At 66.5% G+C, this 13116-nt stretch carries 10 protein-coding genes; 9 read left to right on the plus strand and 1 reads right to left on the minus strand.

The window, feature by feature from the left end:
- Positions 1 to 110 precede the first annotated feature (110 nt).
- On the minus strand, positions 111 to 857 hold the full coding sequence (locus RYH74_RS06480) for an enoyl-CoA hydratase (protein WP_317409120.1): 747 nt from the start codon (positions 855 to 857) through the stop codon (positions 111 to 113).
- 102 nt (positions 858 to 959) lie between these two features.
- Between RYH74_RS06480 and RYH74_RS06485 the strand changes: the two genes are divergently transcribed.
- From RYH74_RS06485 to RYH74_RS06525, 9 genes are all read left to right on the plus strand, one after another.
- Complete coding sequence (locus tag RYH74_RS06485; RefSeq protein WP_015270774.1) at positions 960 to 1604, plus strand: TetR family transcriptional regulator C-terminal domain-containing protein; 645 nt, start codon at positions 960 to 962, stop codon at positions 1602 to 1604.
- 75 nt (positions 1605 to 1679) lie between these two features.
- A complete protein-coding gene (locus RYH74_RS06490) occupies positions 1680 to 2396 on the plus strand; it encodes a response regulator (protein WP_012271826.1) in 717 nt (238 codons plus the stop codon).
- Positions 2393 to 3169, plus strand: a complete 777-nt coding sequence (locus RYH74_RS06495) for a substrate-binding periplasmic protein (protein ID WP_075044922.1) — start codon at positions 2393 to 2395, stop codon at positions 3167 to 3169. Before RYH74_RS06490 ends, RYH74_RS06495 begins: the two co-directional genes overlap by 4 nt.
- Positions 3166 to 5418 carry an ATP-binding protein gene (locus tag RYH74_RS06500; protein WP_075044923.1) on the plus strand — a complete coding sequence of 751 codons (2253 nt, stop codon included), beginning with the start codon at positions 3166 to 3168 and terminating at the stop codon, positions 5416 to 5418. Before RYH74_RS06495 ends, RYH74_RS06500 begins: the two co-directional genes overlap by 4 nt.
- Before the next feature lie 217 nt (positions 5419 to 5635).
- Entirely contained in the window at positions 5636 to 7042 is a 1407-nt protein-coding gene (locus tag RYH74_RS06505) for an amino acid permease (RefSeq protein ID WP_075044924.1), read from the plus strand.
- A 340-nt stretch (positions 7043 to 7382) separates the two neighbouring features.
- A complete protein-coding gene (locus RYH74_RS06510; protein WP_317409121.1) occupies positions 7383 to 8177 on the plus strand; it encodes an enoyl-CoA hydratase/isomerase family protein in 795 nt (264 codons plus the stop codon).
- A 33-nt stretch (positions 8178 to 8210) separates the two neighbouring features.
- Positions 8211 to 9371 carry an acyl-CoA dehydrogenase family protein gene (locus RYH74_RS06515; RefSeq protein WP_015270769.1) on the plus strand — a complete coding sequence of 387 codons (1161 nt, stop codon included), beginning with the start codon at positions 8211 to 8213 and terminating at the stop codon, positions 9369 to 9371.
- A gap of 17 nt (positions 9372 to 9388) precedes the next feature.
- On the plus strand, positions 9389 to 11506 hold the full coding sequence (locus RYH74_RS06520; protein WP_075044926.1) for an acetate--CoA ligase family protein: 2118 nt from the start codon (positions 9389 to 9391) through the stop codon (positions 11504 to 11506).
- Positions 11499 to 13106 carry a 5-guanidino-2-oxopentanoate decarboxylase gene (locus RYH74_RS06525; protein ID WP_317409122.1) on the plus strand — a complete coding sequence of 536 codons (1608 nt, stop codon included), beginning with the start codon at positions 11499 to 11501 and terminating at the stop codon, positions 13104 to 13106. Before RYH74_RS06520 ends, RYH74_RS06525 begins: the two co-directional genes overlap by 8 nt.
- Positions 13107 to 13116: the final 10 nt, after the last annotated feature.

The raw sequence follows: 13116 nt of genomic DNA on the forward strand, positions 1-13116 counted from the left end.
TGGTGTCCAACTTCTTGGGGGCAGTCCAGGTACTGCACAAGGCTTGAGGTCGATGCAGTCGAGGTGGGAGCTGGCTTGCCGGCGATGGGCCGCAAAGCGGCCCCAGGTTTTCAATCTTTGATCAACCCTCGCAACACCGCTCGCGCTTCTTCAGTGCGCAAGCACTCGATGAACAGCCGGGCTTCCCGCGCCACTGTCGCCTCAAGCTCGGCTCGTTGGCCGTCCTTGAGCAGCCGCTTGCTGATGCGCAGCGCCGCCTGCGGGTAGCCTTGCAACTGCCGCGCCAGGCGCCGGGCAGCAGCCAGGCACTGCTCACCGTCTTCATGCAGTTCATTGGCCAGCCCCCAGGCCACCATCCGTTCGCCATCAAGCAACTCGTTTGCCAGCAGCAGGCGAGCCGCCCGGGCATGGCCAAGCAAGCGCGGCAGCAGCAGGCTGGAACCAAACTCCGGGCACACGCCCAACGGCGCGAAAGGGATGCGCAGCTTGGTCGTACGGCTGACCAGCACCTGATCGCAATGCAACAGCAAGGTGGCACCAATACCGATCGCCGCACCACTGACCGCGGCAATCAGCGGTTTGTCCAGGCCCATCACCACCCGCATCAGGCGGAACACCGGGCTGTCCAGGTCGGCGGGCGGGTTGTCGAGGAAGTCGCGCAAGTCATTGCCGGCGGTAAAGCAGTGCGGCCCCCCGGTGATGATGATGGCTTCGACATCAGGGTCTTCACCTGCCGCCAGCAGCAGGTCGCCCAGCTGTTGGTACATGGCGGTGTTCAAGGCGTTGAGCTTGTCGGGGCGGTTGAAGGCCAGGGTCAGCAGGCCCCGGTCCAGGTCGCGTGTGATCAGGTCGTTCATGGCAGCCGCTTTTGTTGTTGTGGGCATGGGTGCCAAGGGTTTATCACGCAGTCCGGCTTGTTGTACAGTCGTTCAGTCCAGCCCCTAGCCCGAGAGCCGACGATGAACCAGGAAGCCCGCTACCACCGCATGCTGCCGGAATTGCGCAAAGCCAACCTGGTCGAGGCGACCCTGGTATGCCTCAAGCGCCATGGCTTCCAGGGCGCGTCGATCCGCAAGATTTCGGCCGAGGCCGGGGTCTCGGTCGGGTTGATCAGCCATCACTACGCCGGCAAGGATGAGCTGGTGGCCGAAGCCTACATGGCGGTCACCGGCCGGGTGATGGGCCTGCTGCGCGAGGCCATGGCCCAGGCCGCGCCCAATGCCCGCGAACGGTTGTCGGCGTTCTTCCGCGCCTCGTTCTGCGCCGAGCTGCTCGACCCGCAATTGCTCGACGCCTGGCTGGCGTTCTGGGGCGCGGTGAAGACCGCCGACGCGATCAACCAGGTGCATGACCATTCCTATGGCGAATACCGCAATGAACTGAGCGGGCTGCTGGCCACGCTGGCCGGGGAGGAGGGCTGGCAGGGCTTCGATGCCGACCTGGCGGCCATCAGCCTGAGCGCCTTGCTCGATGGCCTGTGGCTGGAGTCGGGGCTCAACCCCGGTACATTCACCCCCGAGCAGGGCGTGCTGATCTGCGAGGCCTGGGTCGATGGCCTGCAGGCCGGTGGCCGGCGCCGCTTCAGCCTGCCGGAGGGCTGTTGATCGCCTGTTCAGTAACGAGTACGCTGCTGTCGCGAGTGTGTAGAACAAACCAATAAAAAAAAGAGACGACACGCAATGACGCCTCGGGTATTGATCGTCGATGACGATCCGCTTATTCGTGACTTGCTGCAGGCCTATCTGTCCCAGGAAGGCTATGACGTGCACTGCGCCGACACCGCGGAAAAGGCCGAAGCCCTGCTCGGCAGCCAGGATGTCGACCTGGTGCTGCTGGACATCCGCCTGCCCGGCAAGGACGGCCTCACCCTGACCCGCGAGCTGCGGGTACGTTCGGAGGTCGGCATCATCCTCATTACCGGCCGCAACGACGACATCGACCGTATCGTCGGCCTGGAATGCGGCGCCGACGACTACGTGATCAAGCCGCTCAACCCCCGCGAACTGGTATCCCGCGCCAAGAACCTGATCCGCCGCGTGCGCCATGCCCGCGAGGTGCACCCGGCGCCGGCCTGCGCGCAATCGCTGAAGCAGTTCGCCGACTGGGCGCTGGACACCGACCGCCGGCGCCTGATCGACGCCCGTGGCGGGCAAACCCTGCTGACCCATGGCGAGTTCCAGTTGCTCAGCGTGTTCCTGCGCAACAGCGGCCACACCCTCAGCCGCGACCAGTTGATGGACCAGATCCGCAACCGCGAGTGGGTGCCCAACGACCGCTCCATCGACGTGCTGGTCGGCCGCCTGCGGCGCAAGCTGCACGACGACCCGGCCGAGCCCCAGCTGATCATCACCATCCACGGCACCGGCTACCTGTTCACCGCCAGCGTGGCGGCATGACCCGCAGCGCCTGGGTGCTGGCCTTGGCATTGTTCGCCGTGCAAGCCAGTGCAAGGCAGCCGGTGCGCTATTGCGACTACCCGGTGTACCCGCCGATTTCCTGGAGCGACGGCCACCAGGTGCGTGGCCTGGCCCCCACCGTGGTGCGAGAGCTGTTCGCGCGCATGGGCTACGAAGTGCAGACCGTGGTGCTGGGCAACTGGAAGCGCTGCCTGATGGACGCTGCTGCCGGGCGGGTGGACGTGGTGCTGGCCTACAACAGCGACCAGCGTGACCAACGCATGCGCTTTTCCACGGTGCCGGTAGTGCGCGAGGAAGTGGCGGTGTTCTACAACCGCCTGCGGCCGGTGCAGTTCCAGCGCCTGGAGGACTTGGCCAGCTACCGTGGCGGCCTGCTGTACGGCGAAAGCTACGGCGCCGATTTCGACCGCTTCGTCGCCCGCCACCAGAACATCGAACGGGTGTCGTCCAGCCAGCAGAACTTCGGCAAGCTGATCCGTGGGCGCATCGACTACGTGATCCAGGAGCGGCGCACCGGCCAGCTGTTCATCGAAAACCTGCCTGGGGCGCAGGACATCCGCGTATTGCCCACGGCCCTGAGCGTGGACTACCTGCGCGTTGCGATATCACGGCAATCGCCCTTGAGCCAGCATATGGACGAAATCGACGCGCAGTTGCTGCGCATGAACCAGGCCGGCGAGATCGAGCGCTGGCTGGAGCAGAGCGAAGTGACCTACCGCGACATGGTCAACCTGCCGGCGGACTCCCGATGATCCGCCTGCGCACCGATGGCTTGCTGCGCCGCTTGCTGCTGTTCATCCTGCTGTTCAGCCTGTGCTTCACCGTGCTGGCCAGTTCGGTGCAGCTGTACTTCGAATACCGCCGCGAGATGCGCGATATCGAGGCGCGCATGGCGTTGATCCGCGCCGGTTACCTGGCCAGCCTGGAGCGCAGCCTGTGGGACCTGGACGAGGCACAGCTGGACGCACAACTGCGCGGCCTGGTGGACTTTTCCGATGTCGCCCGGGTGCGCCTGGTCAGCGACGATTTCCAGCTGCTGCGCGGCGCCGCCGAGCCCAAGGGGCCGCTGCGCATCGAACGCTTCCCCCTCGATTACCAGCCGCCCTCTGGGCCGGCCAGGCACCTGGGCGAGCTGGAAGTGAGCATCGACCTGGGCGCGGTGCACAGGCGGCTGTATGCCACTGGCCTTGCCAGCCTGCTGTGGATGGGCGTGTTCCTGTGTGGCCTGGCGGTGGCGCTGTCGGGGCTGTTCTACCGCCTGGTCACCCGCCACCTGCAAGTGATGGCCGAGTTCGCCCGGCGTATTGGCGCCGGCCAGTGGCAGGAACCGTTGCGCCTCGGGCGCCGCACCTCGACGCGCCCGGACGAGATCGACACCGTGGCCAATGCCCTGGATGACATGCGCCGCGCCATCCTCAGTGACATCGAGCGCCGCGAGCGCGACCGCCTGGCGTTGCAGGACAAGCGCGACGAACTGCAGGCCATGGTCGAGCGGCGCACCGCCAGCCTGGCCCGGGCCAAGGACGAGGCCGAAGCCGCCAACCTGGCCAAGTCACGCTTCCTGGCGACCATGAGCCATGAACTGCGCACACCGCTCAACGGCATTCTCGGCATGGCCGAGCTGCTGCGCGGCGGCCGGCTGGAGGCGGCCGACCGCCAGCGCGTCGAGGCCTTGTACAAGGCCGGCGAGGGGTTGCTGGCGATTCTCAACGAGGTGCTGTATTTCGCCCGCCTCGAGGAGGGCGAAAGCCGCGCCGAGCTGGTCGGTTTTTCGCTACGCCAGTTGTGTCAGGAAGTGCTGGCGCTGCTCGAACCCATGGCCCGGGACAATGGCGACGCCCTGCAGCTGCACATCGACGAGCAATTGGCCGAGTACCAGCACGGTGCCGAACAGTACCTGCGCCAGGTGCTCAGCAACCTGCTGGCCAACGCCATCAAGTTCACCGAACACGGCCAGGTGCGGCTTGCGGTGCAGGTACTGGCCAGTGACCAGGGCTCGCAGCGCGTGCGGGTGTCGGTCAGCGACAATGGCATCGGCATCGAGCCGGCTGTGCAGGCCAGGGTCTTCGACCGCTTCGTCCAGGCCAGCGAGGCGGTGGCCCGGCGCTACGGCGGCACCGGCCTGGGCCTGGCGATCTGCAAGCACCTGGTGGAAAAACTGGGGGGCTGCATTGGCCTGGACAGCGTGCAAGGGCAGGGTAGTTGCTTCTGGTTCGAACTCGACATGGCTCGCGCGCAGCCAGTGCAGGCCAACTCACCAGCCCCTTCGCCCCTGGCCAGCCTGGATATCCTGGTAGTCGAGGACGTGGCATTGAACCGCGAGGTGGCCGGTGGGTTGCTGCTGCGCGATGGCCACCGGGTGAGCTTTGCCGAGGACGCCGGGCAAGCCCTGCTGGCCTGCGCACAGCGGCGCTTCGACCTGATCCTGCTCGACGTGCACCTGCCCGGCATGAGCGGGGTGGAGCTGTGCCGGCAACTGCGTGCCACCCCCGGGCCGAACCGCCACAGCCGGATCCTGGCACTGACGGCTGGCGTGCAACCGGGGCAAGTGCCAGGGTACCTGGATGCCGGCATGCAGGGAGTGCTGGCCAAGCCCCTGCGGCTGGACAACCTGCGCCGGGCGCTGGCCGAAGCGGCGCCCGCTGAAGTGGCGGGCGTCGACGCGACAATGGACTGGTCATTGCTGGACACCCACCGCTCGCTGCTGGGTGAACAGAAGCTGCAAGGCCTGTTGAAGGTGCTGCGCCAGTCGCTGGAGCAGCACGCCACGGCGTTGGCCGAGGCGCTGCCGGCCCAGGACTTTACCGAAGTGCTGCACCTGGCCCACCGCCTGGCCGGCAGTTGCGACTCCCTGGGTTTTTCTGGCCTGGCTGCGTTGTTGCGACGCCTTGAGGACGCTGCCCGGCAGCATGACGAACAGGCATTGAAAGCGCTCGGCGCGCCGCTGGCCACCGAGCTTGCCCAGGCCCGCGCCACCCTGGAACAGCTGATCCAGAGCTGACGTACAAAAAACTTACGACTTTTTACATCTTCGATCCGTTCGTACAACGGCACCTTACATCCGTTTCCAATAATCCAAGGCAACCGTGTTGCACGCGGTCCATGAGGCTTATTGGAGACAAGAATAATGACATGCCGTAGCGCTCAGCCCCTCCTTCCTACCACACCGCGCGGCACCCCCGCGCGGCCTGGCACCAGCCGCAAAGGCGAGGTGCGCCATGACTGACAACCGCGAAAAGATCCAGCTCACCCGCGCGCTGAAAAGCCGGCACATCTTCATGCTGTCGCTGGGCGGGGTGATCGGCACCGGGCTGTTCATGGGTTCGGGCGTGACCATCAACCAGGGCGGCCCGATAGGCGCGATCCTGGCCTACCTGGTCGCGGGTTTGCTGATGTACCTGGTGATGGTCTGCCTGGGCGAGCTGTCGGTGCAGATGCCGGTGTCCGGTTCGTTCCAGGCCCACGCAACAAAGTTCATCGGCCCGGCCACCGGCTTCATGATCGGCTGGGTGTACTGGATGAGCTGGGCCACCACCGTGGGCCTGGAGTTCACCGCCGCCGGCATGCTGATGACCCGCTGGTTCCCCGAGGTGCCGATCTGGTATTGGTCGGCGCTGTTCGTGGTCGTGCTGTTCGGCCTCAACGCCCTGGCCACCCGTGCCTTCGGCGAGGCGGAGTACTGGTTCTCGGGGATCAAGGTGGCGACCATCCTCGGCTTCATCATCATCGGCCTGCTGGTGATCTTCGGCGCCATCCCGCTGAGCAGCGGGGCGCCGGCACCGATGCTGGACAACCTGATGGGCGAGTCGCTGTTCCCCCATGGCCTGTCGGCGGTGTTCGCGGTGATGATGACCGTGGTCTATGCCTTCCAGGGCTGTGAAATCATGGGGGTGGCGGCCGGCGAGACCGAGCACCCGGAAAAGAGCATCCCACGGGCCGTGCGCAACGTGGTGTTCCGCGTGCTGATCTTCTACGTGCTGGCGATTGCCGTGCTCTCGGCCATCGTGCCGTTCGAGCAGGCCGGGCTGATGGAAAGCCCGTTCGTGCAGGTGTTCGACATGGTCGGCATCCCCTTTGCCGCCGACCTGATGAACTTCGTCATCCTCACGGCCATCCTTTCGGTGGGCAACTCCGGGTTGTATGCCTCCACGCGCATCCTCTGGGCTATGTCGAAGAGCGGCATGGCGCCGAAAAGCCTGTCGCCGCTGAGCAAGCGTGGCGTGCCGTTGCGGGCGCTGAGCATCACCCTGTGCTTTGCGCTGATCTCGCTGATGACCAGTTTCGTTGCCGCCGACACCCTGTTCATGGTGTTGATGGCGGTGAGTGGCATGTCCGGCACCGTGACCTGGATCGTCATCGCCCTGGCGCAGTACCGCTTCCGCAAGGTCTACCTGCGTGAAGGTGGGCAACTGCAGGACCTGAAGTACAAGGCGCCGCTTTACCCGCTGGTGCCGCTGCTGTGCATCACCCTGTGCAGCTCGCTGTTCGTGTTCCTGGCGCTGGATGAAACCCAGCGGCCGTCGTTGTACTGGGGCTTTGGCTTCATTGCCCTGTGCTATGCGGCGTATTTCTTCGTCAACCGCCGTCGGCAGGGGGCTTTCGAGCCGAGCGTGCCGGGGGTCTGAGGTTTCAATCTCGGGGGCTGCTACGCAGCCCATCGCGACGCAAGGCCGCTCCCACAGGTACCGCGCAGACCTGAAGTCTGCGAATGACTTGTGGGAGCGGCCTTGTGTCGCGAAAGGGGCGCAAAGCGCCCCCAGCAATCCGTCAGTTGTACAAAGTTGTAACAACCACCTCCGATCTCAACCTTGGTACAACAAATAAAACTAATAAAAACAACGACATATATCGTTTCCAAGCGTTGTTACAGCCCAATCCCCGCGCAATTGCCGCCTTGTTGAACACTCGTTTAGTATCTCCCTCATCAAGCCTTCTCAAACCATCACAACAATACCGAGGCCCCCCATGACCACCCCGTCGTCGTCACTGTTGAGTAAGGTCGAAGCCGGCGTTGCCTGGATCACCCTCAACCGCCCCGAGCAGCGCAACGCGCTGGACATTCCCACCCTCAAGCAACTGCACGCCCTGCTGGAAACCTGCAACAGCGACCCGGCCGTGCGCGTGGTGGTGCTGACCGGCAGCGGGCGCAGCTTCTGCGCCGGTGCCGACCTGGCCGAATGGGCCGCGGCCGAGGCCCAGGGCACCCTGGAAAGCTACGGCTGGACCGAAACCGCCCACGCCCTGATGTTACGCCTGCACAGCCTCGACAAGCCCACCATCGCTGCCATCAATGGCACTGCCGTGGGCGGTGGCATGGACCTCAGCCTGTGCTGCGACCTGCGCATCGCCGCGGCCTCGGCGCGCTTCAAGGCCGGCTACACCAGCATGGGCTACAGCCCCGATGCCGGGGCCAGCTGGCACCTGCCACGGCTGATCGGCAGCGAGCAGGCCAAGCGCCTGTTGTTCCTCGATGAACTGTGGGGTGCCGAACGTGCCCTGGCGGCCGGGCTGGTCAGCGAAGTCTGCGCCGACGAGCAACTGCCCGCCGTGGCCGCCGAGCTGGCCGGGCGCCTGGCAAACGGCCCTACCTTCGCCTACGCGCAGACCAAGCGGCTGATCCGCGACGGCGCCCGGCGCACCTTGGCCGAGCAGCTGGAAGCCGAGCGCGAGGCCGGCCTGCTGTGCGGCCGCAGCCAGGACGGTGCCGAGGCGCTGCAAGCCTCGGTGGAACGCCGCGCCCCCCGTTTCACTGGCCAGTAACCCGATAACCGACCCTCACCAGGACCTTCGCAGATGAATTTCCAACTGACCCAAGAACAAGAAATGTTGGTGGAAGCGGTACGCAGCTTTGTCGCCAAGGAGCTGCTGCCCCATGAGGAGGCAGTGGACCGCGCCGATGCCGTGTCGCCCGAGCTGGCTGCGCAGATCCGCGGCAAGGCAATCGCCGCCGGGTTCTATGCCTTCAACATGCCCGAGGAGGTCGGCGGCGGTGGCCTGGACTATCTGTCCCAGGCGCTGATCGAGCGCGAACTGTCCAAGGTGTCCTGGGCCCTGCACGTGTTCGTCGCGCGGCCATCGAAAATCCTCATGGCCTGCAAGGACGAGCAGATCAACGACTACCTGTTGCCCTGCGTGCAGGGCGAGAAGATCGACTGCTTCGCCCTCACCGAGCCGGGCGCCGGCTCCGATGCCAACGCCATCAAGACCCGTGCCGTGCGCCAGGGTGACGACTTCGTCATCAACGGCAGCAAGCACTTCATCAGCCATGCCGGCCACGCCGATTTCGCCATCGTCTTCGCCGTCACCGACACCTACGAGCACAACGGGCGCAAGCGCAACGCGGTAACGGCCTTCCTGGTCGACCGGGGCACGCCGGGCATGACCATCCGCCGTGGCCCCAAGTGCGTGAGCAACCGTGGCTACCACACCTACGAGCTGTTCTTCGACGACTGCCGGGTGCCGGCCAGCAAGGTGCTGGGCGAGGTCGGCAAGGGCTGGGAGGTGGCCAACGCCTGGCTCACCGCCGGCCGGGTGATGGTCGCCGCCAACTGCGTGGGCCAGGCCCAGCGTGCCCTCGACCTGTCGCTGCAATGGGCCGCCGACCGCAAGCAGTTCGGCCAGGCCATCGGCAGCTACCAGGGCGTGTCGTTCAAGCTCGCCGACATGGCCACGCAGATTCGCGCTGCGGAAATGCTCACCCTGCACACCGCCTGGAAGATGGACCAGGGCAGCATGACCGACGGCGAGGCCGGCATGGCCAAGCTGTTCGCCAGCGAGGTGCTGGGCAAGGTTGCCGACGAAGCCGTGCAGATCTTCGGCGGCATGGGCCTGATGGATGAAGGCCCGGTCGAGCGCATCTGGCGCAACGCACGCATCGAGCGCATCTGGGAAGGCACCTCGGAAATCCAGCGGCACATCATCGCCCGCGAACTGCTGCGCCCGCTGCTGCGCTGAGCGCCAGGAGAACACCCATGTCGCATTCGATTCGTGACAACCTCAAGCGCCTGCTGGCCCCCCGGCACCTGGCCTTCGTCGGCGGGCGCAGCATGGCGCGGGCGCTCAAGCGCTGCGCCGAAGGTGGCTTTGGCGGCGAGCTGTGGCTGGTCAACCCGCAGCATGACAGCCTCGAAGGTATCCCCTGTGTGGCGCGGGTGGCCGACTTGCCCCATGCCCCGGACGCGGTGTTCATCGCTACCAACCGCGAACTGACCCTGCAGTGCGTTGCCGAGCTGGCCGCACGCGGCGCCGGTGGCGCCATCTGCTATGCCTCGGGCTTTGCCGAAAGCGGCGAAGAGGGCCGCCAGCTGCAGCAGCGCCTGCTCGCCGCCGCCGGCAACATGGCCTTGCTCGGCCCCAACTGCTACGGCCTGCTCGACTACCTGCACGGCGCTGCGTTATGGCCGGTGGCCCATGGTGGCCAGCAGGTGGAGAGGGGCGTGGCGATCCTCACCCAGAGCGGCAACTTCGCCTACAACCTGTCGATGAGCGACCGTTCGCTGCCGGTGGCCTACATGGCCTCGGTCGGCAACCAGGCACAACTGGGCGTGGCCGAGCTGATGGACGTGCTGCTCGACGACCCACGGGTAACCGCCATCGGCCTGCATCTGGAAGGCCTGAAGAACGTGCCGGGTTTCGCCCGTGCCGCCTGCAAGGCGTTGCAGCAGGGCACGCCGATCATTGCGTTGAAGACCGGCGTGTCGCAGATTGGCGCCGAACTGGCGCTCAGCCACACCAGCTCGCTGTCCGGCTCCGATGCCTTGTACGACAGCCTGTTCCAGCGCCTGGGCGTGATCCGCGTCAGTGGCCCGGTGAGCTTCGTTGAAACGCTCAAGGCCGCCGCCTGTGGCCGCCTGCCGGTGAATGGCGAGCTGATCGCCCTGGCTTGTTCCGGTGGCGATGCCGGCTTGATCGCCGACTATGCCGAGCGCAACCAGCTGGTCCTGCCGAAGCTTGCACAAGGGCAGGTGGCGCAGTTGGCCGAGGTGCTGCCGGCCTATGCCAACCTGGTCAACCCGCTGGATTTCACCACTGCCATCTGGGGTGATGCAGCGGCCCTGCAACGTATGCTCGACAGCACCCTGAGCGGCGCAGCCGACGCGGCCATGCTGGTGCTGGACTACCCGGCGGCGTTCACCGGCGAACGCAAGGAATGCGACCTGCTGCTGGCGCTGTACTGCGATGCGCTGGAGCGCCACGGCAAGATCGGCTTCGTCACCTCGGCATTCCCGGAGCTGTTGCCCGCCTGCGCGCGCGAGCGTTTGCACGCGCGAGGCATCGCCGCCCTGCAGGGTGTGGAGGATGGCCTGGCAGCCTGGGGCCGCATCGTCGCCTACCAGCGCAACCGCCAGCGGCTGCTGGAACAGGGTGAGGCCACGCGGGTGCCGCTGTGCCCGCAGGCCCTTGGCGGCGAGAGCCACCTGCTGGACGAATGGCAATCCAAACAAGCCCTGCGTGCCTTCGGCCTGCCGGTACCGGCAGGGGTGCTGAGCACACCCGAGCGCGCCGTGGCAGATGCCGCACGCGTCGGTTACCCGCTGGTATTGAAGGCGGTCAGCGCGCAACTGCCGCACAAGACCGAAGCCGGTGCAGTGGCGCTGAACCTGCGCGATGCCGCCGCCCTCGAGGTTGCGCTGGTGCAGATGCGCCAGCGCATCGCCGCCTACGCCCCGCAGGTAGCGTTCGACCAGGTGCTGCTCGAACCGATGGCCGAGCCGCCGCTGGCCGAACTGATCGTCGGCATCAAGCGCGAGCACGACTTCGCCCTGGCCCTGGTGATCGGTGCCGGTGGCGTGCTGGTCGAGCTGCTCAAGGACAGCGTCAGCCTGTTGCTGCCGACCACCGACAACGCCATCCGCGCCGCGCTGCTCAGCCTACGTAGCGCCAGCCTGCTGCAAGGCTTCCGTGGCCGCCCGGCCGCCGACCTCGACGCACTGGTTGCGGCTATCCGCGCGGTGGCCGACTACGCCTGCGAAAACGCCGGGCAACTGCTGGAGCTGGATGTGAACCCATTGATGGTCGGTGCCCACGGCACCACCGCGGTCGACGCGCTGATCCGCCTCGGCCAGGCGCAAGGAGAACGACATGAATAAGCACACCCCGACCGCCGGCCAGGCGTTGGTGCGCCTGCTGGCCAACTATGGCGTGGAGACGGTATTCGGCATCCCCGGCGTGCACACCCTGGAGCTGTACCGCGGCCTGCCGGGCAGCGGCATCCGCCATGTGCTGACCCGCCACGAGCAGGGCGCCGGCTTCATGGCCGACGGCTATGCACGGGTAAGCGGCAAGCCGGGGGTGTGCTTCGTCATCACCGGCCCGGGCGTGACCAATGCCGCCACCGCCATCGGCCAGGCCTATGCCGACTCCATCCCGATGCTGGTGATTTCCAGCGTCAACCACACGGCCAGCCTGGGCAAGGGCTGGGGCTGCCTGCACGAAACCCAGGACCAGCGCGCCATGACCGCGCCGATTACCGCGTTCTCTGCCGTGGCCCTGCGCGGCGACGACCTGCCCGAGCTGATCGCTCGTGCCTGGGCCGTGTTCGACAGCGAACGGCCGCGCCCGGTGCACATCTCGGTGCCGCTGGATGTACTGGCCGCGCCGGTCAGCCGTGACTGGAGCGCTGAGGTGGTGCGCCGCCCCGGGCGTGGCCAGCCGTGCCGCGACATCCTCGACCAGGCCGCCTTGAAGCTGGCCGCCGCCAAGCGGCCGATGATCATTGCCGGTGGTGGGGCATTGCACGCGGCCGAGCAGCTGCAGCAACTGAGCACTCGGTTGGCAGCACCATTGTTCACCAGCGTGGCCGGCAAGGGCCTGCTGCCAGCGGACGCGCCACTGAATGCCGGCGCCAGCCTGTGCGTCGAGCCCGGCTGGCAGCTGATCAGCCAGGCCGACGTGGTGCTGGCAGTGGGTACCGAAATGGCCGACACCGACTTCTGGCGCGAGCGCCTGCCGATCAGCGGCGAGCTGCTGCGCGTGGACATCGACCCGCGCAAGTTCAACGACTTCTACCCCTGTGCCATCGCCCTGCACGGTGATGCCCGGCAAACCCTGGCCGGCCTGCTGGAGCACCTGCCAGCGCTGGACCGTGACCCGGCCCAGGCCAGCGAAGCAGTGGCCAACCTGCGCCAGGCCATTCGCAGCGGGCATGCGCCGCTGCAGGCCGTGCACCAGGCAATCCTCGACCGCATTGCCGCCGTGCTGCCCGACGATGCCTTCATCAGCAGCGACATGACCCAGCTGGCCTACACCGGCAACTACGCCTTCGCCAGCCGGGCGCCGCGCAGCTGGCTGCACCCCACCGGCTACGGCACCCTGGGCTACGGCCTGCCGGCCGGCATCGGCGGCATGTTCGCCAGCGACCACCGCCCAGGCCTGGTGCTGGTGGGCGACGGCGGCTTCCTCTACACCGCCCAGGAACTGGCCACGGCAGTCGAGGAGCTGGACCGACCGTTGGTCGTGCTGTTGTGGAACAATGACGCCCTTGGCCAGATCCGTGACGACATGCTCGACCTGGACATCGAGCCGGTCGGCGTACTGCCGCGCAATCCGGACTTCATCGGCCTGGCCCGTGCCTTTGGTTGCACGGTGCGCCAGCCGCGTGATCTGGATGCGCTGCAGGCCGATCTGGCCAGCGGTTTCGCAACCCCCGGCGTCACCTTCATCGAACTCAAACACACCTGCGTCTGCTAAGCGGCAGACA

It is taken from the genome of Pseudomonas sp. LSJ-87 (assembly GCF_032971465.1).
In the GTDB taxonomy this organism is placed as follows: Bacteria; Pseudomonadota; Gammaproteobacteria; order Pseudomonadales; family Pseudomonadaceae; genus Aquipseudomonas; species Aquipseudomonas putida_Z.